Origin of the sequence: Cohnella cellulosilytica (assembly GCF_042431195.1) — a bacterium.
In the GTDB taxonomy this organism is placed as follows: domain Bacteria; phylum Bacillota; class Bacilli; order Paenibacillales; family Paenibacillaceae; genus Cohnella; species Cohnella cellulosilytica.
The window spans coordinates 115,727-137,997 of record NZ_JBHMDN010000010.1; the positions used below are offsets into that span (position 1 = coordinate 115,727).

Genomic DNA, 22,271 nt, shown 5'->3' on the forward strand with positions numbered 1-22,271 from the left:
ATCAGCCAAAGGAGATTTGCCCAATGGAGAAGCAAGCCCCGCTCGCGGACCAACCGCGCAGCGAACGTCAGGTGCATTTCGGAGCCGTGTATTTCAGGAAAACAAATCCGCCCCGGCAGGATTGGGAGCGCGATTACGGCGTAGCCGCCGAGGACGGCCATACGATGTTCCGGCAGTGGTTTCCGTGGGGAGCCATCGAGATCGCTCCTGGCGTCTACGATTGGGAAGATTATGATATCCATCTGGATCTCGCCGCCAAGAACGGCATCGACACGATCATCGCCGAGATGATCACGGACGTTCCCGAGTGGCTCTACCACCGCTACCCGCACGCCCGGCGCGAGATGATGGACGGACGCCGCCGCACCAGCGAGATGCATGTGAGCTGCGTGACGGGCGGACACCATGCGATGTGCCTCGACAATCCGGAGGTTTCGGAGCCGGCGGGGCGATTCCTGCAGGAGCTCGCCCAACGCTATCGCAATCATCCCGGGCTGTACGGCTACGACATTTGGAACGAGTGCTCGAACTACCACCCCGATCTCAACTGCTACTGCCCGGCCACGCAGGCCCGCTTCCGCGAATGGCTGAAGCAGAAGTACGGGGATCTCGCCTCGCTGGCGAAAGCTTGGCTGCGCTACAGCTTCACCTCGTGGGAGGAGGTCGAGCTGCCGCGGAAGGTCGGACCTTATCCGGACGTTATCGACGCTATCGCTTTCCAGAATGACAACGCTTTCTATTGGATGAAGTGGCGGGCGGACATTTTGCGCGGAGCGGACCCGGCGCACCCGGTCGTCGCCCACGGCAACGCCAAGAGCTTCTGCGACATCGCCCCGGCCAGCGGCGACGATTGGCGGGCGGGCGAGCTTGTCGATATTTTCGGCTATACGTATTGGTACGCCAACGAATGCCACTCGCTGCTGGCCGGCGACATGATCCGTTCGGCTTCCGGGGACAAGGAGTTCTGGAGAGCCGAAGCGATCGGCGATTCCGATTGGGAGGACCGCCGGGCCGAGCGTTCGCCGGAGACGCACAAGGACGAGATGGCCGATCCGCTGAACATCCGTCTGGACTGCATGCTTTCGCTGACGGCGGGCGCGCGCGGCTTCATCAATCCACGCTGGCGGCCGCTGCTGGACGGCCCGCTGTACGGCGCTTACGGCTGGTACGGCATGGACGGACGGCGGACGGAGCGCTCGGACATGGTCGCCTCGCTCGCGACATGGGCGAACCGTCCGGTCAACGAAGCGCTGTGGAAGTCCCGGCCCGTCCGGGGAGAGGCGGCCGTGCTGCTGCTCGAGGAAGCGCAGGCCTACTGCTATGCGCGCTACGGCAACACGGACTACTACTCGCTCTCGATTCAAGGGGCGTACGAGGCGTTCCTGCACGCCAACGTCCAATGCGACATGATCAAGCTTGAGCAGATTCACGACTACTCTTTCGTCTATGTCGTCTATCCGGTCGCCTTGAAGGATTCGACCGTCTCTACTTTGCTGCAATGGGTGAACAACGGAGGAACGCTCGTCGGCGAAGCCGGCTTCGGCTACTTCACCGAGCATGCGCACGCGCTGCCCGAGCAGCCTAGCCGCGGACTGGAAGCGCTGTTCGGCTGCCGGGAGAAGCGCGTATCATTCGGCGCGGACCGCTGGAACGAGCTGGCCGTGCAAATTCCGGGCGGCCGGCTGGCCGGCGGACTGTACCGCCAAGCCTACGAGCTGGCCGGCGGCGAAGCGGCCGGCTGGTTCGACGACGGCGAGATCGCGATCGTCGATCACCGCTACGGGCAAGGGCGCGCGCGGCTCATCGGCACCATGCTCGGCTACGGCTACAAGCGGCGGCCGGAACCGGCGGCGAGCAGCTGGTTCGCGGCCCTGCTGGGCCTCGGCGGGCAGCAGCCCGGAGTCCGCGTCGACAAGCCGGACATCGTCGCGCGGCTGTCCCGGCTCGACGACCGCTATTTCCTGTGGGTCGTCAACCAGGGCGAGGACGCCAAGCAGGTCGCCGTATCCATCGACGACGGCATCGTCACGATCGGCGAAGCGACCGCGCTTAGAGGCTCCGCCGCCCAGCGGCGGTCGCCCAACACCCTTGTCGTCGACGTCGCTGGCCGGGACGCGAGCATTTTCAGCTTGAACTGACGCGGCCAATCGTCGCTGGCAGCCGTCGACCGCTGCCAGCGGCAAAGCGCCGCAAAGGGGATGCCCCGGAAGGTCTGAAACAAGACCTTCCGGGGCATCCCCTTTTTACGGTCTCGCGGACCGTTAGACCGGCGGTTCCGCCGACGGTCGGCCCGTTAACGGTCCCGCAGAACGTTAGACGGCGGTTCCGCCGACATTCGGCCCGTTAACGGTCCCGCAGAACGTTAGACCGGCGCTTCCGCCGACGTTCGGCCCTTTAACGGTCCCGCAGAACGTTAGACCGGCGTTTCCGCAACAATCGATTGGACCATAAATGGGCGGCTCCGACCGATTTTGGCACTCGAAAAGCGAGGATATGAGAATGACACTTGTTAGACCGGGCAAGTCGGATCCTTACAAAGTGTTTTATCGTTATAGCCAGGATGTGCTCGAAATTTTCTTGATTCGCCATTCTTATCACAAGTCATTGCTGTAAACCGACGGGCAAGTGCTGAGAGTTCCCCACTCAGCACTTGCCCGTTTTTCAATTGATCACTTCCTCCGAGCTGGCATATGCTCCACCGGACTATACTTCCGATGCTGCTCCTTCACCTCATTGCTGAAAGGTCGCACATACATCTGCACCGAATCCAGCGAGGAGTGGCCAAGTATTTGCTGCAATGAAAACGGGCCGCTTCCATTTCGGATATTTGTTTCCGGCCGTTCCCGACCCATACCGTTTCCAATTCGAACTTGGCCGGGAAATTGCCGGATTTGCTCCGCTTGCGCCGGAAAGGCGCTCCATCCGCTGGCAACAGGACGGATTTGAGTTTGCCGTTCGCGGCGATGCGCCGCTTACCGATTTGGAAGCTGTCGCCGAAGGCTTGATGGGCGGATCGCTCGATATTCCGTCGCATGAAGACGTTTCGGACGGAGTTCCGCAAATCGAAGTGCCGTCGTACGATATCGCTGTGGAACGTAACGACCAGCAGAGCGTCGATGCCGGAAGTTCGCCGTGGGACTCGATCCGGTATTCACGGCTCATGTGTTCGCCAGCCTATTGATGTCTCCGGAAGGCATTGTCGGGGAGGGATCGCTCGGCATCGGCAAACTGGAACTTGTCCATAAAAACGGTACGACGGCGATGATCGACGTTCACGACGACAGCGCTCCGGTTGCCCAAGTTTATTTGGAACGTCTCGTCCGGCAAAACGATACGGGCATATGGACGGTCGTCGGTTACGATCCGAATACGTTAGAGAAGAGTTGTCGGACGAACTCCGTGCAGTATGCCGGGGCTATATGATATCTAAATCTTTCTCAGACGGTCCAATGGACCGTCTGAGTTGTCGTTTCCTCAATTTGTGCGATCCCAAACGGCCGATTTGATCATCTCGCGCCATCTGCCTGGAAGGGTGAATCCAGCATGATTCATATTTTGTCTGATGAGCAACAGGCAGTTATGGCATCCGGCTCATTTTCCGCCTTTGTTTTCTAGTTTATCATTTTTTCGACGGACGGGCCGAATCCGCAAGCCGAACCGTATATTTCCTTCCTGACGAATTACAAATTCACCCCTGCCGATTCAATTCGTAAATTTGCTGCGATGCGGAGATCGGAGTCCGGCCGCGTCCCCAGCCAACCGTTTCCCTGTAACTCCCGAGAAGCCCTTCTTTCTCGAGCTCTTCCTCCTTCAACGACATGGGCCGGTCCGGCTGAACCGCTACGTACAACGCGTCTACAGGACAATACAACTCGCACATAAAGCAAGTTTGACAATCTTGCTGCCGGGCGATCACCGGCACGCCGTCGTCCCCTTTGTCGAATACGTTGGTCGGGCATACGGCTACGCACTGGTTGCAGCCAATGCATCTGGTCGCACTGACGATTTCAATCATCGACCTTTCCCCCGTCCTTAAGCGGCTTTGCCCATATGCGATCGAGACCGCCGCTGACAATGCGATGCTGGTACCGGGCATCGGTCGCCGGATAGTCCTCCCGCCGGTGCATGCCTCTGGATTCGGTACGCAGCAGCGCGGAAGCATACATCCATCGGGCCGTCGCGCTCATGGCTTCGGCTTGCCTCATCTGCATGCTGAACTCGTCTTCCGCCGACACTTGCCGCCACGTGCGATGCAGAATATCCAGGGAACGTTTCAACTTGTCACCGGACCGAAACAAATTCAACTCGTAGGGAGCGACCTGTTGCTGGACGGCGTTGACATGATCGCGCCAGCGTTGGTTTACTCCCTGCTTATCCACGCTCATCGCTCTGTCAGTTCTCGCGCTGTTCGCTCCCCGCAGTACGCGCAAGTGTTTGCGTTGCCCCAGTCCCATGCCGTATGATGCCGCCGCTTTGCCTGCAAATACGCCGGACGACATCGCCCATGCGGAGTTATGGCTGCCCCCGCCGGTCGCCGCGCCGCAGAACAGTTCGCGCGTCGCCGCGTCGCCGGCGGCATACAATCCCGGAACCCGGGTCTCGCAGCGCTCATTCAGAATGTCCAGGCCGCCGGTTCCCCGCACGGTCCCCTCGAAGCGCAAAGTAATCGGGAACAATTCGGTGAACGGATCGATGCCCATTCTTTCGAAAGGCAGGAAAAAGATGCTTTGCGAATAGCGAAGCAACGGTTTTAAATGCTCGGGCGCCCGGTCAAGTCTGCAATAAACGGGCTCTTGCAGCAACGTCCTGGCGATTATGCTCTTGCCTCTCATCGCGTCGGCCCCTTCGATCGGCGTCCCGTCGCCCCGGTAAAAAGTCGCATAACGATAAAAAGCGCCCTTCGTCACCGAAGAGAACGTAGGGCAGATGTAGTAGGCGTTGGAAAATTCCATTCCCGACATGTCCGCGCCGGCTTCGGCGCCAAGCAAATAGCCGTCGCCGGTCAATACGTTGCTGCCAAGCGCATTGCTTAGAAACGCGCAACCGCCGGTCGCTATAACTACCGCCCCGGCTTCGACCCGCCAATCGTCTCCTTCCTGCAGACGCACGCCGGCGGCGCCGCCGACTCCCTCTTCGTCGACCAGCAACTCCAGCGCCGGACTATGATCGAGAATGCGAACGCCGGCTTTTTTGACTCTTTTTCTCATCAGACGCATGTATTCCGGACCTTGCAAGCTTTTCAAATAAGGAAGCTGCCCGTCGCCAACCGGACAAGGGTACCCCCACTCTACCAACTGATGCATGTTATCGTGCGTCTGTTCCAGCACGCGCATGGAAAGTTCGGGATCGGACAAACCGCCGCCAAGCGTATAACGGCTTTGTATCGCCTGGCTTCGCGTCTCCGGATCGGGTTTCGTGTAGATGATTCCCGAACCGGAAGCCGCAGCCGCGCCGCTCGATCCGCAATACCCCTTGTCGGCCAGCGCTACGCTCGCTCCCGCCGCAGCCGCCGTTATCGCCGCCCAAGCGCCCGCAGGTCCGCCGCCGATTACCAGCACATCGCTTTTCAATATCATGTCGGTCCCCTTCTCTCCGTTATCGCAATGTGAGTTTATCCTTTATAACTGTCGCGCCATCGAAGCAGCGTTCGTTCCAGAAGTTGGACCAAAGCATCGGTAATTACGCCGATCAGGGCGAAGACGGCGACGCCGGCAAACAGGCCGGGCGCGTCCGAAATTTGCTGCGCATGCAAAATAATGAATCCCAGTCCGGAGTTGGAGCCGATCAGTTCGGCGATAAGAACGCAAATCCACGCCAAGCCGAAAGCGACTCGGACGCCGAGCAAAATATTCGGCAGCGCCGAGGGCAGCACAAGCCGCACCGCCTGCTGAAAACGGCTGAATTCCAACGCCCTGGCAACCTCGAACAGTTGCCGGTCCGCGCTGCGAATACCCAGGTACGTATTAATGTACAGCGGAAAAAAAGTACCTTTGGCGATAATCAGAATTTTCGATGTCTCCGTAAAACCGAACCACAAAATAATAAGCGGCGCGATAGCCAAATGGGGAATCATGCGAATCATCTGCACGGTCGGATCGACCGCTTGCTCCACTTTCCGGAACATGCCCACCGCCACTCCGAATGCCAACCCGAGACTGCCGCCAAGCGCAAATCCGATCAACACCCGGTTGAAGCTGACCCGCATGTCCGTATAAAACCCGCCCGAAAAGATCAGTTCCGCGAACGACCCGATGATCGTCAGCGGCGAAGGCAGGAAATCGTCGGACACCCATCGCAACTGGACGACCAACTGCCACAGCAGCAGGGCGGCTACGGGAATAACAGCCGCCTGCGCCACCGTGCGCCAGCCGCGATTCGAACCCGTCTTCTGTCGGCCGCTTACCGTTCGTACTCCCGTTTCTGCACGGCTGTTCAACTTTACTCCCCCTTCCGTCGAATTAAATGCCCGCTCCCTGTATTTGCTCCAATTGCTCGATTTGTTCAAATTCGCTCAAAATAGTCGAACGCAATTGTTGAAATTCGGGACTGGACTTCTTGAGCGGAAAAGGAAGCGGGACAGGAACGATCTTATGGATGCTGCCCGGACGCGGACGAAGAATAACGACCCGGTGGGCCAGAAAAACCGCTTCGTCTATATCGTGCGTCACGAAAATCATCGGCGTCCGGTTGCCGTTCAATATATCCAGCAGCGATTCCTGCATATGCGCGCGCGTAAAGGCGTCAAGCGCGCCGAACGGCTCGTCGAGCAGCAATATGCGCGGATCGCGAAGCAATGCGCGGGCAATCGCGACGCGCTGCGCCATGCCTCCCGACAATTCCTTCGGATAAGCGGCGGCAAACCCGCGCAGACGCACAAGTTCGATCAGAGTATCCACTCGCTTGCGCACCTGCGGATTGCGAAGGGAGAGATTCGCGGCAATGTTCTTCTCTACCGTCAGCCACGGGAACAGGCGCGGCTCCTGGAAGATCACGCCCTTGTCTATTCCCGGCTTCAATACGGGACTGCCGCCGAGTTCCACGCTGCCGGTGTGATCGGTATCCAGACCGGCAACGATTTTTAACAAAGTGCTTTTGCCGCATCCGCTCGGACCGATAACCGTTACGAACTCTCCTTCCCGAACGCTCAGGTGAATATTCTGCAACGCCGTAATCGGCCCTTTTGCCGAGTGGAAGGTTTTGCTTACGTCCGCAATGGATAACCAACTGGTCACGTTATCGCTTCCTTTCGAAAGTACCGCGCTTATCGCGCTATCCAATCTTCGACGGAGAAATTGTCGGTAATCAGTTGCTCGTCAAGCAGAAATTGCTTGACTTCTTCCAGTTGCTGCAAGCTTAGTTCGGTGAAAGCCGATTCGGAGATGTTTTCAATCGGGTCCGTTTTCTTCACGATCTCCAACGGCTGTCCCGTCAGATCGGACAAATATTGATAATACTCCTCGGGTTTGGTTTTCAGATCCGCCAACGACGCTTCCCGTAATTCGTTCCAGATGCGCGGCAATTCCGGGAACTTCTTCAGATAGGATTCCGTCACGACCGTTGCCAGCGAACCGGACAGCGAAGGAGAATCCGAGGATTTGGCCAGAAGCGGATACCCTTTGTCCAGCACGGCCAATGCCGTCCCGCCGTTCAAGGAACCCGCCGCGATATCGCCGCGCGCAAGCGCCGCTTCGACGTCGCTGGCGTTCAGTTGAATCAGATTGGCCGACTCGGCTACCCCTTCCTGTTTCAGAATGCCTGCCGTAAACCGGTGCAGCACCGATCCTTTTTGCGTCGCGACCTGTTGATCCTTCAGATCGGCAACCGTTTGCGGTCCGTCTTTTTTACCGATCAAATAAATGATAATGCTGCTGGAAGGCTGTCCAATCAGCTTGGTCGGCGCGCCTTTCGCATGCGACGTGATGGCCGGCGTATCGCCGTATATGCCGACGTCCACCCTGCCCGCGATCAACGATTCGTTCAGATCCGGTCCGCCGGTAAATCCGACAAACGTAATTTCTTCCACGCCGAGTTCCTTGAACGCTTCCGTTATTTGTCCTTTATAGAACCCCCAGCCTTCCGCCCCGCCGGGAAAATTAAGCTTGTTGTTGCCGATGTAGCCGACCCGCAGCGCGGACGGAGCTTTTACTTGCGGAGATTCGGCCTGTTCGCTGCCTTCCGGAGCCGACGACGAGGCGGGAGCCGACGATGAAGCAGGCGCGGAATTGTTGCCGCCGCAGGCTTGCAGGACAAGCACCAACAGAAGCGCAAATACCGTAATCAGAAAACTTTTCTTAGAGTTTGTTCGTGTCATGTTGTTTCTCTCCTCATGGATAAAATATCTTTTGCTGCCGGATCGCCGTGTTTAACCTTGATAGTTGTCGCGCCATTTCAACGTTTTTCTTTCCAGCCAGCGAACGAGCGAATCCGTCATTTTGCCCACCAGAGCAAAGACGATAATGCCGACGAAAACGATCGGCGTATCCGAAAACAACCGCGCATCCATCATCAAATAGCCGATGCCCGACGTGGGGCCGATCAGTTCCGCCACAATCAGCGACAACCACGACACGCCGAGAGAGAGCCGCAAGCCCATCAGAATATGGGGAGAAGCGGCCGGCAAAATCACCGTGAACACACGCTGCAGCCAACTGTATTCAAGTACGCGCGACACTTCGAACAACCGGTTATCCAGGCTTCGCACGCCCAGAAACACATTCAGATATAAAGGAAAAAACGCGCTGGTCGCAATCAGCAAAATTTTGGCCGTCTCTTCGAAACCGAACCATAAAACAAATAGCGGGGTTATCGCCAGCGTCGGAATCATTCTCAACATTTGCAGCGTCGGGTTCAATGTTTTCTCCGTCTGCCGAAACAAACCTACCAGCAACCCGGTCGCTATCCCGAGACTTCCCCCCAGCAGAAAACCAAGCACGCAGCGGGTCACGCTAATTTGCAAATGCGGCAGCAACACTCCGTTCGCGATCAACTTCGCTCCCACTTCCACTATGTCCAGCGGGGGCGGGAACAACAAAACCGAAATAACGCCATATTGACTCAACAATTGCCATGCCGCAAGAATACAAAGCGGGAACGCGGCGGCAATCCCGAACTGCCGGATCGAGCGAAGAAAAGCGGTTTTGAATAAAGTAAACTTGTAGGATTTATCGGATTTATAGGCATCCGACCGCACAGGCAGACCCCCTCTCTCGTATTCCGGCGCACAAAAAGAGACTGCACCGGTTATTGATGCAGTCTCCATTGTAATGGTCGACTAAGTTCGAAAATACGCCCATCATCCATCCGTGATCGGATATAAATGCTACGGTTCGACAATTTTCGATATATTCCTCGCTTAGTTTCCCATTCTAATTCACAGTAAACATATGTGTCAAGTATATTATTCTGCGGCTCCAGGAGGCCATATCCTGCGCATCCGCGAACCGACCGGCTTTATCTTCGCTCGACGTGTCCAGCTTCATCAATCGGGCGATCACGACGGCAGCCTCCTCGCGCGTTATGGACGCTTCCGGATGAAACAGACCGCTGCCGTCCCCTTGCATATACCCTGCCGCTTGCGCCTTCGCGACGTCCGCGGCATACCACTTCGCGGCAGTCACATCGGCGAAAACGGCGGCCTTCCCGGACGGAGCTTGGACCGGATTCGACGGGGATGCACCGCCCGCCGCTTCCTGCGTATCCCGGAAGGCCCGGTTGATCATCGCGGCGAACTGCGCGCGGACGACTTGATCGTTCGGATGGAAGCTCCCGTCGGGAAACCCGCTCACCACGCCCTCCTGCAGATCGGCCCTGATCGCGGCTTCCGCCCAGTGGCCGTCGATGTCCGACTTCGCGGCCGACGGACCTGCCGCCGAATTCGCTGCCGCCGCGAGGATATCCGCCATTTCCAACGCGGCGGCCGACGCTCCGCGCGGCTGCCCCGGAGTCGGGACAAGCTGGACAACCATCGCCAAAACAAACAGACAGACGATAAATCGCCGTCCCCGTATTTTCAATGCCTTTTTCATTAATCCGCCGCCTCTCGCTTGCATGCTCGCTGCCGCTCCCGCACGAAATTCCGTTCAACCGGCTCCCCCCTGGAAACGACACGTTTTTCTTCAGCATACAAGCATGCGGTAAAATATCGGTAAAATGACTGGCGTTTATTACAAAAAAGTCGATTTCTTTGTATCGCAATATCTTCGCCGAGACATCCTCCGGCGATGGACGAAACAGTCGGCGCCCCCAAACGCTCGCAGAAGGCATCCCCATCCCCCCTGCGCCTGCACACACAAAAAATAGCGGTGCGGGGAGAGCCTCCCGCACACCGCTATTGCGGCTTACTTATTAAACTTGGCCATTTCGGCGGTCACTTCTTCGATCGCCTGGTTCAATCCCTTGCTTTCGTAGCCCTTCAGCACGGTTTTCCACATCTCGACCGGATCGTCGTTGCCGAGGATGACCCGCGTGAAGTCGTCGTCGAAGTTGATCGTCGACAGCTTGTCCTTGGCCGGCGTGCTCATCGTGTAAATTTCGAAGGCGGTCGGGATCGGCTGCGTGTTGTCCTCCATCCATTTCAGCTCGTTCTTGACGAACTCCACCGAATCGTCGCCGAACGCCGCGCGGTTTGCCTCGTTGTCTTCCAGAATGGCGGCGTTCCGCCATGCCGCCAGCTGCGAGATGATGTCCATCGAAGGATAGTATTTTTTCAGATCGATGAACTGGTCGCCGTCCATCGGACGGGTAATCGTATACGTGCCGTCGGCGTTCTTCGTGTAATCCTTGCCCTCGATGCCGTAATCGAACAATTCCTTCCCTTCGGAAGACAGCAGCCAATCGTAGATGCGCAAAATGCGATCCAGCTTCTTGTCGTCGACCTCGGCGTTGATCATGCTCTCCGACCACCACGGGCTGTTGACGTTGCGATATTTGACGCCGTTCTCGTCGGCCCACGGGTGCAAAATTTTAACGTGATCGTAGAAGTTCAGGCCCGGGTTGTTTTTCTCCCACTCCGCCTTGACGCCGCTGGCGCCGAATACGCCGTTGGTCGTCAGCGCGAGCGCGCCGGCCTTGTTCTGGTAGAACTGCTGGTTCCGTTCGCCGGCTTTGGCCACCGCGAAGTCCGGGTCCAGCGCCTTCTCCTTGTACAGCGCGCGAGCCTGGCGCAGCACCTCGTCCATCTTGGAGGAAGCGTAGAACGGAATCCACTTGCCGTCCTCCTTCAGCCAGCCCTTGTTGCCGAATTCCGGGAACGTGGCCGAGAAGACGTTTTTGAAATAGCCGAACGTATTCATGACGATGCCCTGCGTGTCGTTCTTGCTGTTGCCGTCCGGGTCCTGCTCGACGAACGCCTTCAGCATCGCCTTGAACTCGTCGAAGCTTTGCGGGTCCTCGATGCCGAGCTTCTCCATCCAGTCCTTGCGGACGTAGACGGCTCCGTCGACCGCCCACACCGCCCACATCCGGTCGGTCGGGAATGTCATGCGGGGAATCGCGTACAGCTTGCCGTCGCGCCGAATGCTCTCGACGCCTTCGATCTCGAACACCTTGCTCAGATTCGGATAGGCGCTCATATCGTCCGGAAGCGCGTGGATCAGCTGCTGGCTGACCCACTCGTTGTAGATCGCCGGAGTGTCGCTGGTGATGCTGTGCGTAATAATATCGGGCAGTTGGCCCGCCGCCGCCCATACCTGCGACTTCTCCTTGTAGTTGTCCCAACCGATGTCGACCGGCTTGAACGTCACGTTGAAATCGTTCTCAAGCTTCTGCAGCACTTCGTCGCGAGGCTCGAAGCCGACCCCGATTCCCCACCAGGAGACCGAGATGTCCATATGCTCCGCCAGCGGATCGGCCGGGCCGGAAGCGGACGACCCCGCCGCGGACGGAGAGGAGGCCGCGTTCCCTCCCGATTTCGCGCCGCCCGAACAGCCCGATAGAATAGACAGGAAGAGAGCCGCGGACAAGCCGATTAATGCGAGAAACTTCGTTCTTTTCATTTCTCATATCCCCTTAGTCTTGAAGTATATAATAAAAGCGGGTTGCTTCTATTATCCCTTAATCGAACCGATCATAACGCCCTTGGAAAAATACTTCTGCATGAACGGGTAGAGCAGCACGATCGGCAGCACGCTGACAATGAGCACGGCCATCTTGAGCATCTCCGGATGCAGGCCGGTGTTCTGCACGATAACGCTCGCGGCGATGCTGGACAGCACCTGCTGATAGTTGGTCAGCAGCTCTCGCAGAAGCGCCTGCAGCGGCAGCAGATTGACGTTCGTCATGAACAGCACCCCGTGCCACCATTCGTTCCACCTGTCGACCGCGTAGAACAGGGCGATCGTCGCCAGCATCGGCTTGGAGACGGGCAGCACGATTTTGTACAAAATCTGAATCTCGTTGGCGCCGTCGATTTTGGCCGATTCCTCGAGCCCCGCCGGCAAAGTGCGGAAGAAGGAAAGACAGATGATCATATAAAACGTATTGATCGCCACCGGCAAAATCATGACGAGCAGATTGTTGATCAAGCCCAGGTTTTTCATCGTCAGATAGAACGGAATGAGTCCGCCGTTGAAGAACATCGTGAAGATGATTCCCGACATGACGAGCCTGCGGCCCGGAAACCCGCTCTTGGACAGCACGTACGCCCCGGTCAGCGTGCCCAGCAGGTTCAGCGACGTCCCGGCGACCGTCACGAACGCGGTGACGAGGAACGCCTTCAGGAAGCGCGGCTCGTGAAGGATGTAGCTGTAGGCCGAGAAGTCGAATACGGTAGGAACCAAATAGACGGCCTGCTTGGCGATCGCCGCCGAATTGCTGAACGACATCAGGAGCACGTTGTAAAAAGGAAACACGGTGCACACGGTCAGGAAAATCAGCACGGCGTGGATGAGCATGTCGGCGATGCTCCATTTTCTCCTCCGGACGAAGGAAGGCAGCGAAGCTTCCGCCTCCTTGCGAACGGTCGCGTTCGTCGTTGTCATCTATACCAGCCCCTCTCCGCCCAGTCTTCTAACGATAAAGTTCGCGAAATACAGCAGCGCGAAGTTCAGCACCGCCTTGAACAGGCCGACGGCGGTCGTGACGCCGAAGCTCGTTCCGTCGGCGAACGCCGAGCGGTAGACGTACGTATCGATAATGTCCCCGGTGCTGTACACGCCCGCGTTGTACAGGTTGAAAATTTGGTCGAACCCGCCGTTCATCGTATTGCCGACCGCCAGAATGAGCAGAATCGCCGCCGTCCCGCGAATGGACGGCCAAGTGATCGCGCGAAGCTGCTGGAAGCGATTGGCTCCGTCCACGTGCGCGGCTTCGTACAGCTCCGGGTTGATGCCGGCGATCGCCGCCAAATAAATGATCGCGCTCCAGCCGACCTCCTTCCAGATGTTCGACAGGAAGACAATCGGCCGAAACAGGTCCGGATTCGTCAGGAACGCCTGCTTCTCGTAGCCGATAAAGGACAGAATCTGATTAAACACGCCGTCGCTGCCCAGGAAGTTGAACATAATGCCGCTAACGATGACCCACGAGATAAAATGCGGAAACGTGTAGACGGTCTGGTACAGCCGTTTCAGCTTCTGGCGGGCGACTTCGTTGATCAGCAGCGCCAGCACGATCGCGGCCGGAAACTCCAGCGCGATGCGCCCAACGCTGATGATGAGCGTATTGCGGACGGCCCTCCAGAAATCGCTCTGGGCGACCAGGTCCTCGAAATTGCGCCAGCCGACCCAAGGACTGCCCAGGATTCCTTCCCGAATATGAAACTCCTTAAAGGCCAGCACGATGCCGTACATCGGCAAATACTGAAAGATCGCAAAGTACAGCACCGTCGGCAGGAGCAAAACGTATAAGTATTTGTTTTTGTAGATTTCCTTGCCCAGCTTTCCAAACGTCATTCTCGTCCAACCCCCTGCTACACCCAAGCTGCCGTTCTTACGGATCATTATCCTCGCAATCCGCCGGGCGAGGTATACACGCGTTTTATAGAAAATCATTGAATCCTGCAAGCAGGCGCAAAAAAAAGAAACCTTCTGCGAAGGTTTCCTAAAAATCGTCCATATTCCTCTAAAAATAAACCCTCGACTTAAGGGCGAAGTTCGCGGTATTGCGTCGGGGTCAGGCCGGTCAGCTTCTTGAACAGTCTCGTGAAATAAAAGTAATCCCGGTAGCCGACCTTCTCGGCGATTTCCTGAATCGTGTCGTCCCCGCGCTCCAGCAGCTCCCGAGCCTGGGAGACGCGGAGCCGGGCCACGTAACCCGTGAACGTCTCGCCGACCTCCTTCTTGAACAGCTGGCTGATATAGCTCGGATTCATGTAGAACTGCTCCGACAGCTCCTGCAGCGACAGATCGCGGCGGAAATTGTCGGTGACGAAATGCAGGATCGCGTTAAACGTCTGGTTGCGGGTTTCCGGAGCGATGGAGGCCGCTTGTCTGAGATGGCGATCGGCCGCCGTCTTCAGCTCCGCGATCATCCCTGCCGCGTCCTCGAACGAGCGGACGAGCTGCTCGTAGCTGTACAGCATCGTCTCCCTTCGCTCCAGGCCGTACAGCCAGGAAATCGTCATCGTGTACACCTGGAAGGCGTGCCGGATCGTCAGCTCGCCCGCCGCGAACAGCGCCCCGATGCGGTCTAGCGTCTCCGCGACGGCCGGGCCGTTGCGGTCGGCGATGTCCGCCCGCGCCTTGACCATCAGCTCGTCCAGCGCGGGGACGCTCTCCTCCCGAAGCCCGAATACGCCCGGCGCTCCCGCGACGAAAAACTGATACGCCGCCGAATCCGCCTGCTCGAGCGCCTCCCGCAGCTCCTGCCAGTCGTTCGCCCTGGCTCCGACACCGATTCCGGACAAGCCCGGCGGCATCGCGACGAGCCAGCTCTCCAGCGCCGCCGGCACGAGCGATTCGGCCAGCAAATACGCCGTCTTGGCGGCGCCCGTCTTCAGCCTGATCTCCCGGCCCCCCGGGCGGGGCAAGTCGGCCGTCCCGACGGCGACGACCGGCACGATCCCCTGCCGAATCCAGTCGAGCGCGCCCCGCTTGCGCAGCGCCTCCAGCCATCGCTCCCGATCGGACGCCTCCGGATCGTCCAGCAGCCGCAGCAGCAGCTCGGCGTCCGTCCCCCGCTCGTTGTCCAACTCGTCCTTCAGCTTCGCCAGCACGCCCTGGATTTCCATTTCGTCGAAGGGCTTCAGGCAATAGGCCGAAGCGCCGTACAGCAGCGCCCGCTGCGCGTAGGCGAATTCCGCATAGCCGCTTACGACGACGAAGCGCATGTCCTCATACAGCGGCTTGCCGCGGCGAATCAGCTCCAGGCCGTTGATCTCGGGCATGCGGATGTCCGTGAACACGACGTCCGGCCGCTTCTCCCGCATCGCTTCCAGCGCCTCGACGCCGCCGGCGGCCAGGCCGACGACCTCGAAGCCGTATCGCTCCCACTCCACCAAATCCTTCAGGCTTTCCGCCACCCAGCTCTCGTCATCGACGATCAGCGCCTTGTACATCTCCTCCGTCCCTCCTTTGCCCGATTCTCAACCGAATGTGCGTACCCTGCCCGACGGCGCTGTCGATCCGAACGCCGTATTCGTCTCCGAACATCAGGCGGATACGGTTGTTCACGTTGACCAGCCCGATACTCTCCCAGCCGGCCGGACCGGCGTCGCCGACCGCGGGCTTGTCCAGCATGTTCCGCAGCTCGTCCAGCCGCGCGGGCTCGATGCCGATCCCGTCGTCCCGCACCTCGACGATCAGAGCGCCCTCCTCGTCGATCCGTCCGCCGATCTCCAAGCGGCAGCGTCTGAGCGTCGTTTCAATGCCGTGATGCACCGCGTTCTCTACCAGCGGCTGCAAAATCATTTTCGGCACGAGCCGGGCCAGCGCTTCGTCGGTAAAATCGTAATGGACGGTGAAGCGGTCGGTAAAGCGGATTTGCTGGATCTGCACGTACGACTGAATCATGCGGACCTCCTCGCCGAGCTCGACCTCGTCCGTCCCCTTAATGCTGTAGCGGAAAATGCTCGACAGCGAGCGCGCCATCCGCTTGACCCGCGCCTGTCCTTCGACGGCGGCGATGCCGGAGATCGCTTCAAGCGTGTTGTACAGAAAATGGGGATTGATCTGGCTGCGCAGGAACGCCAGCTCCGACTTCTTGCGTTCGAGCTCGGTTCCGTACAGTCTGGCGTTCGTCTCCAGCAGCTTCTGGGTCAGCCGCTCGATCTCGTCCAGCGTCGCGTTGAACTCGGAAGCCATAATGCTGATTTCCATATAGCCCTTAAGCGAAATTCTTTTGCCGAACCGCAGATCGTCCCCGCGCTGCAGCGACGTCATGAAGAAGATCATTTTCTTGATCGGGCGCAAAATGTTGTTGATGATGAAAATAAACGGAATGGCCAGAATCAGCAGGCCGATGCCCAGAATCACGAGCTCCTGCCGGCGAATGACGAGCAGTTCCTTGAGCAGCGCGTCCTTCGGCGCGGCGCTGAGAATGCCGCCGTCGATGGCGGGCAGATTTTCCGTCTGCACGACGAACGGCCGGTCCTGCCACTGCACCGTCTGATGATCGGCAGGAGAGCTTCCGGAATCGAAATCGGGAAGCCGGCTGCCGGTCTGCAGCGACGTATTGCTCGTTATGACGCGGCGGTCGCGGTCCAGCAAATAAATCTGCGTATTGGTCTGCTCCTCGTCGTACTCCTTCTCGCCGACAAGCGCCTTCGGATCGAGAATAAAAAACAGCGTGCCCAGCTTTTCGTTAAAGCGCTCACCCTGCTGCACGTGCGAGATCGTCGACGCGAACACGATTCCGGTAGCGGAGCCGTACAACGTGCCGAACTGCTCCATGCCGACGTAATAGGCGTTCACCTTGCCGGGAAGGCGATCCTTCAGCCGATCGGCGTAGCGGGCGCCCCCGTTGATATCCACCGAATAGCCGTTGTCGCCGGAGACGACAATATCCAGAATGCCGTCCTTCAGTTCCCGCTGGCTGGACAGCAGAACGTTAAGCTTCTTGAACCGCTCGAAGCGCGCGATCGCGTTCTGCTCGACCAGGTAGCTCTGCACCTCGTCGTCGTACGAGATCGTCTGCATCAGCCGGAACAGCACGTCCTTGTTCGAAGTCACGTTCCGCTTGATCTCCGCGATCGTCTGCTGAACGTATTCCTCGTGGCTGCGGGTCACCATCCCGGACACCGTAGAGTAGGTGTGATAGATCAGCACAAGGATGACGGCGATCGTCGAGACGGCCAATATGAGCAATTGCGAACGAATGGACAGCCTTCTTAGAAAAGCCATGGTCCCATCTCCAATGATCTCCCGACCTTAGCTCCATGTTAAGGATCGCCCGCCGCACTGTCAACGCGGCCCCGTCCGTTCTATTTCTTGCGGTATGCTCGCGTTTCGGCGGGCGGCGGCACGCCAACAAGACGCATGCCTCTCCCCGTGGAGACGTCATGCGCCCTGCCGCTTCCTTGCTATTCGGGTCGTTCGCCGGCCCCGGTTGCCGGTCGGATTCGCTCCGCCGCGCAGCCGATTTACACGTTAAACAAGAAATGCATCACGTCGCCGTCGGCGACGACGTACTCCTTGCCTTCCAGCCGCACGAGTCCCTTCTCCTTGGCCGCCTTCATCGAGCCGTTGGAGACCAGGTCCCCGTACGAGACAACCTCGGCGCGGATGAAGCCCCGCTCGAAATCGGTATGGATGACGCCCGCCGCCTGCGGCGCCTTCGTTCCTTGGCGAATCGTCCACGCCCGCACTTCCTGAACGCCCGCCGTAAAATACGTATACAGGCCGAGCAGCTTGTACGAAGCGCGAATGAGGCGGTTCAACCCCGACTCGGTCAGGCCGAGCTCCTCCAGGAACATCTCCTTGTCCTCGCCCTCGAGCTCGGCGATCTCCGACTCCACCTTCGCGCTGATATGCACGACCTCGGAGCCTTCCGCCGCCGCGTATTCGCGCACTCTCTGCACGTACTCGTTGCCGTCGGCGTTGGCCGCGTCGCTCTCGCTTACGTTCGTCGCGTACAGCACCGGCTTCATCGTGAGCAGATGAAGATCGCGAACGAGACGCGCTTCTTCCGCCGTCAGCTCCAGGCTTCTCGCCGGCTTCTCGGCCGTCAGCGTCGCGTGCATGCGCTCGAGCACCGCGAGCTCCTCGGCGACCTTCTTGTCGCCGCTCTTCAAGCCTTTGCGCGTGCGCTCCATCCGCTTCTCCACCGACTCGATATCCGTCAGAATCAACTCCAGGTTGATGACCTCGATATCGTTGAGCGGATCGATCTTGCCGGAGACGTGGGTGATGTTCTCGTCCTGGAAGCAGCGGACGACGTGAACGATCGCGTCCACCTCGCGAATGTTGGCCAGAAACTTGTTGCCCAGCCCTTCTCCGCGGCTCGCGCCCTTGACCAGGCCGGCGATATCGACGAATTCGAACGCGGTCGGCACGATCCGGTTCGGATTCACGATCTCCGCCAGCTTCTGCATCCGCTCGTCCGGCACTTCCACGACGCCGACGTTCGGATCGATCGTACAGAACGGATAGTTCGCCATCTCCGCCCCGGCCTGGGTAATTGCATTAAACAAGGTCGACTTTCCTACGTTCGGAAGGCCGACGATTCCGCACGACAATGCCATTTTATCCTAACACTCCTGACTTCTCGCGACCGCTTGCGCCGCTTGGCCGCAAACGCGTCGTCAAGCTGTTCAATTCTCACGCCATTATAACGGAACTGGGCGGCAACGTCTACTGTCCGCCCCGTTCCGCCCTCACGTCCCGAAATCGAGCAAATCCTCAAGCTCGGCCGGATCGGGAGCCTCCAGCGCTTCGGGCGGGACGACGATCGCCGCGGTCGCGTTCGGCTTGCTGTAGGTGCCGGCAAGCGTCATGGTGACCGGCGTTTTTTGCCCCGGCTCAAGCTCGACGGTCAGCTCCGTCTCGATCCGGTAGGACAGCGGCCAATGCTGCTCGTTGTCTACATAATAGGCGACCTTTAACCTCGATACCGCCAGTTCCTCCGCGATGACCTCTTCGGAATCGGTCAGCCCCAGCGTGCTTTTCATCAGCCCCGCCATAAACGTCTTCGCCTCCGGGCCGGCGCCTTCGTAGCGGACGGCCGTCGAATTTCCGCTTCGTTCGGCGCTTAATCCCTCCCCCAGCTGCCGGAAGCGCTCGATCGCCCGTTCCGGATTGATCTGGAAATCCGACAGCGTCTCCGCGTTCTCCTCGGCCACTTCCTTGGACAACCGGCTCCATTCCTCGTACTCGGGCAAATACATGAAGTATCCCTCCGGCGTCACGATCGAACGCAGCGTGGACGCTTCGCCGTCGATGACGCTCGTAATCGTCTGGTCCAGCTTCAGCGGCTCGCGCTCCGCCTTCCCCTGCATGTCGACGCGAACGTCGGAACGCTTCGAATCCCCGGCCGGGCCGAGCTCCTGGGTCATCTGCAATTCGAAGGCGTATTTCTTCATCGTTGCGGCGGCGGAGGCTGCCCGTTCCAGCCACTGCTCGGCGGGTGTAATCTTCCTTGCGGCCGTGGGGGGCGGCGTCTGCTCGGCTTCCTTTTTCCCTGCGCACGAGACGAGCAGCAGCGCCCCGACCGCACATGCCGCGCACAGGACAGCCGCCTTGCGCCGCATGCCCGGCTGCGAACTATTCCTCATGATTTTGCCAACCTCCCGATACGGATAACGCTCTGGCGGAATGCGCACAATGACCTCGAAGAGAGGAGGGAGCGCCCATGGAAAACCGGACGCATAAAGGAAACGATAAAGGAACGACGCATATGAAAGCGGAAAATCAGGATATGGCCTTCGTCAACGACACCTTGGAGAATACGAAATCCGTCGCCCCCGTGCCTAAAGCGAAGAAAAAAACCGATTGACCCGCAGCATCGTTTCCCGATTCGTCCCGAAGCCTACAGCCCGGACATCGGCATTCCGCCGCAAGGCGGCCGCCGGATGTCCGGGCTGTTGCGCATCCTTCTTCCCTTAGCTTATCCAGCGAAGCCGCAATCAACGCATAAGGCTTACCCCTTCACCCAAGCGTTCGTGTCGTAGCCGCGCTCCTCCCAATAGCCGATATGCTCCGAATCGATCAGCTCGATGGCGGAAAGCCATTTGACGGATTTATAAGCGTACATCTTGGGAACGATCAGACGAACCGGCCCGCCGTAATCGCGATGAATCGGCTTGCCGTCATGCATCAGGGCGAGCAGAATGTCGTCCATTCTCGCCTGCTCCAGCGTCAGCGCGTCGGTATACGTCCCGTCTCCCGAATAAAACTTTACGTATTTGGCGCTCGGCTTCACTCCGGCGGCCTCCAGCACGGCGGCTAGCGGAACGCCCTCCCATGTGTTGCCGTATACCGACCATCCCGTCACGCAGTGAAAGTCGCTGACCTGCACGGTGCGGGCCAACGCGAGAAACTGCCCCCAATTCCACTCGGCCGGCCGGTCCACAAGCCCGAAAATGCGGAAGCTCCACGTATCGGAGTCGAAGGTCGGAAGCCGCGTAACCGTATACATGCGAAAATGGCCTTGCGCCCCTCCCCCGATCACGTTAGCCGAATCGGGCAGCGGTGTCGGAGGCGGCAGCATCCGATTGGCGTCGGCACCGGGCGAGCCCGCCATCCCCTCCACGCCGGGCAACCCCATTCCGCCTCCCCCGGAGCTGGCCAGCCAGCGGACGAAGGAAGGCAGCGCAACCGCGGCGATAGCGGCCCCCGCCGTCCATTTCAGAAATTGCCGGCGATGGATGAGCGGCACCGGCTCGCCATACGGACTTCTCCCTCCGCCCGAGCCGGCCTCTTCCGTCTCCTCTTCGACCCGAATCGCCCGGCGCTCCGGCCGCCTCATCCATTTCAGGCGGGCGATGGAATGATAGACCAGATACGGTCCGCCGATCCATGTGAACAGGTCGTGCACGAGAAGAGCCCCGTTCGCCCAGGCCGGCGGAAAACTGCGAATTTGCCACAGGACGATTCCCGAGATCAGCCAGCCGGCAAGCAGCGCCAGAACGAAGATCAAATTCGCCTTCTGCTTCGGACGCCGCCGAATCTGCTTGAGATGCTTCGGCAGAAGCGGCAGATAGAACGCCAAGAGAATGCCGGACATGATCCCGAGCACGATGTGCAGCTGCTTGACCGGATTGCGAAAATAACCTTGAAGCCAGCCGCGCACAGGCTCCCATGCCAGCAGCAGCCCCGTTGCGGCCAGAACGACGACGATCCACCCGTTCCATCGATGAAGCTCGGTCAAGCGTTTGCCGATTCCCCGCTTGCGAACGTTCATTTTCACGCCTCCAGTCGGTTGCCAGAGTTTGGTTATTCCATTATAACAGGTCCGCGAGCGCTTCCGAACCTTCGTGCCCGGGGAAGAAAAATTCCCTATCCGCATTTTCCACCGGAACATCTCGGCGTTTTCTGCGTCTAAATAAATACTTGACTGCAAGGAGGAATAGACTATGCGAAGCAAGCCTCCGCTTCTGGCCGCGGTTCTTCTCGCTGTCCTATTGGCTGGCTGCGGAGCCGACAATAAGAACGGAGCAACCGATGCTCCGATTACATTTCCGCCCACATCATCCCTCGGGAGCGGGCCTGAAGCCAGCTCAAGCGGCGTGCCGTCCGCCGAGCCGAGCAACAACGCGCCGAACCCGTCCACCGATAAGGAACAGCCCTCCGACGCCCGGGTTAAGGAGCTTGCGCTCGAAACCGTCGGTTATTTAAGAGAGAGGGATCTCGGTTCCCTGGTCACCTTGATCGACCCGGAGCAAGGCTTGCGCTTCTCCCCGTACCCTTTCGTCAATGTAGATACCGATCTCTCGTTCAAGCCGGATGCTTTTCCAACCTTCAAGGACGAGAATAAGCTGAAGTGGGGCGAAGCCGACGGCAGCGGCGAGCCGATCGAGCTGACGTTCCGAGACTACTACGAGCAATTCGTGTATACGAAGGATTTCGCGGACGCTCCTCAGGTGAGCGTGAACAAGATCGTCGGCACGGGCAACGCGATATTCAACGTACCGGAAGTCTACCCCGGCGCCTCCTACGTGGAGTTTTATTTCCCGGGCTTCGACGAGGAACTGAACGGCATGGACTGGCAAAGCCTTGTGCTCGTATTCGCGCCCGGCGGAGACGACTGGCAGCTCGCCGGCATCGTTCACGGGCAGTGGACGATCTAAATTTATAAAGCTTGACCGCAGACAACATCAAAACAGGGTCCGGTATCTCCTTCAGCTTTCCTGAAGATACCGGACCCTGTCTTCGTTTACTGCCCACTCCGGCCAAACCCGG

The 22,271-nt window shown here is 58.8% G+C and carries 19 protein-coding genes; 4 read left to right on the forward strand and 15 right to left on the reverse strand.

The annotated features are described in order from the left end of the window. The first annotated feature begins 23 nt into the window (after positions 1-23). Positions 24-2,138, forward strand: coding sequence for a beta-galactosidase (locus ACFFT4_RS06655; RefSeq protein WP_378046111.1), 2,115 nt, complete (start codon positions 24-26; stop codon positions 2,136-2,138). Between the two features lie 994 nt (positions 2,139-3,132). Beyond that, on the forward strand, positions 3,133-3,423 hold the full coding sequence (locus ACFFT4_RS06660) for a hypothetical protein (RefSeq protein ID WP_378046112.1): 291 nt from the start codon (positions 3,133-3,135) through the stop codon (positions 3,421-3,423). Between the two features lie 265 nt (positions 3,424-3,688). Here the strand turns inward: ACFFT4_RS06660 and ACFFT4_RS06665 are convergent, their stop codons facing one another. The 14 genes from ACFFT4_RS06665 to ACFFT4_RS06730 all read right to left on the reverse strand — a co-directional run bounded on the left by ACFFT4_RS06665 (position 3,689) and on the right by ACFFT4_RS06730 (position 19,645). Then, entirely contained in the window at positions 3,689-4,015 is a 327-nt protein-coding gene (locus ACFFT4_RS06665) for a 4Fe-4S binding protein (protein WP_378046113.1), read from the reverse strand. Then, positions 4,008-5,576, reverse strand: a complete 1,569-nt coding sequence (locus tag ACFFT4_RS06670) for an FAD-dependent oxidoreductase (protein ID WP_378046115.1) — start codon at positions 5,574-5,576, stop codon at positions 4,008-4,010. Before ACFFT4_RS06670 ends, ACFFT4_RS06665 begins: the two co-directional genes overlap by 8 nt. Before the next feature lie 35 nt (positions 5,577-5,611). Further along, positions 5,612-6,436 (reverse strand): ABC transporter permease, encoded by an 825-nt coding sequence (locus ACFFT4_RS06675; RefSeq protein ID WP_378046116.1) that lies wholly within the window; start codon positions 6,434-6,436, stop codon positions 5,612-5,614. A 22-nt stretch (positions 6,437-6,458) separates the two neighbouring features. Beyond that, on the reverse strand, positions 6,459-7,232 hold the full coding sequence (locus ACFFT4_RS06680; RefSeq protein WP_378046118.1) for an ABC transporter ATP-binding protein: 774 nt from the start codon (positions 7,230-7,232) through the stop codon (positions 6,459-6,461). A gap of 29 nt (positions 7,233-7,261) precedes the next feature. Continuing rightward, a complete protein-coding gene (locus ACFFT4_RS06685) occupies positions 7,262-8,311 on the reverse strand; it encodes an ABC transporter substrate-binding protein (RefSeq protein ID WP_378046119.1) in 1,050 nt (349 codons plus the stop codon). A 51-nt stretch (positions 8,312-8,362) separates the two neighbouring features. Continuing rightward, positions 8,363-9,259 (reverse strand): ABC transporter permease, encoded by an 897-nt coding sequence (locus ACFFT4_RS06690; protein ID WP_378046121.1) that lies wholly within the window; start codon positions 9,257-9,259, stop codon positions 8,363-8,365. A gap of 106 nt (positions 9,260-9,365) precedes the next feature. Then, positions 9,366-10,025: an S-layer homology domain-containing protein gene (locus ACFFT4_RS06695; protein ID WP_378046123.1), complete on the reverse strand. Its 660-nt coding sequence runs from the start codon at positions 10,023-10,025 to the stop codon at positions 9,366-9,368. Positions 10,026-10,337: 312 nt separating this feature from the next. Further along, on the reverse strand, positions 10,338-11,993 hold the full coding sequence (locus ACFFT4_RS06700) for a type 2 periplasmic-binding domain-containing protein (RefSeq protein ID WP_378046124.1): 1,656 nt from the start codon (positions 11,991-11,993) through the stop codon (positions 10,338-10,340). A gap of 51 nt (positions 11,994-12,044) precedes the next feature. Next, positions 12,045-12,977: a carbohydrate ABC transporter permease gene (locus ACFFT4_RS06705; RefSeq protein WP_378046126.1), complete on the reverse strand. Its 933-nt coding sequence runs from the start codon at positions 12,975-12,977 to the stop codon at positions 12,045-12,047. After that, positions 12,978-13,889 carry an ABC transporter permease gene (locus tag ACFFT4_RS06710; RefSeq protein WP_378046127.1) on the reverse strand — a complete coding sequence of 304 codons (912 nt, stop codon included), beginning with the start codon at positions 13,887-13,889 and terminating at the stop codon, positions 12,978-12,980. It abuts the gene before it with no gap. Between the two features lie 188 nt (positions 13,890-14,077). Continuing rightward, entirely contained in the window at positions 14,078-15,493 is a 1,416-nt protein-coding gene (locus ACFFT4_RS06715) for a response regulator transcription factor (RefSeq protein WP_378046129.1), read from the reverse strand. Then, on the reverse strand, positions 15,468-17,276 hold the full coding sequence (locus ACFFT4_RS06720) for a sensor histidine kinase (protein WP_378046131.1): 1,809 nt from the start codon (positions 17,274-17,276) through the stop codon (positions 15,468-15,470). Before ACFFT4_RS06720 ends, ACFFT4_RS06715 begins: the two co-directional genes overlap by 26 nt. Positions 17,277-17,515: 239 nt before the next feature. Next, positions 17,516-18,616 carry a redox-regulated ATPase YchF gene (gene ychF / locus ACFFT4_RS06725; RefSeq protein WP_378046134.1) on the reverse strand — a complete coding sequence of 367 codons (1,101 nt, stop codon included), beginning with the start codon at positions 18,614-18,616 and terminating at the stop codon, positions 17,516-17,518. A gap of 132 nt (positions 18,617-18,748) precedes the next feature. Then, positions 18,749-19,645, reverse strand: coding sequence for a DUF6612 family protein (locus ACFFT4_RS06730; RefSeq protein WP_378046135.1), 897 nt, complete (start codon positions 19,643-19,645; stop codon positions 18,749-18,751). Between the two features lie 77 nt (positions 19,646-19,722). Here ACFFT4_RS06730 and ACFFT4_RS06735 point away from each other — a divergent pair, with 77 nt between their 5' ends. Continuing rightward, a complete protein-coding gene (locus tag ACFFT4_RS06735) occupies positions 19,723-19,866 on the forward strand; it encodes a hypothetical protein (protein ID WP_378046137.1) in 144 nt (47 codons plus the stop codon). Between the two features lie 144 nt (positions 19,867-20,010). On the opposite strand, the gene ACFFT4_RS06740 is transcribed toward ACFFT4_RS06735, so the two are convergent. After that, positions 20,011-21,273, reverse strand: a complete 1,263-nt coding sequence (locus ACFFT4_RS06740; RefSeq protein ID WP_378046138.1) for a molybdopterin-dependent oxidoreductase — start codon at positions 21,271-21,273, stop codon at positions 20,011-20,013. A 172-nt stretch (positions 21,274-21,445) separates the two neighbouring features. Between ACFFT4_RS06740 and ACFFT4_RS06745 the strand changes: the two genes are divergently transcribed. Continuing rightward, a complete protein-coding gene (locus ACFFT4_RS06745; protein ID WP_378046140.1) occupies positions 21,446-22,159 on the forward strand; it encodes a hypothetical protein in 714 nt (237 codons plus the stop codon). The last annotated feature ends 112 nt before the right edge of the window (positions 22,160-22,271 follow it).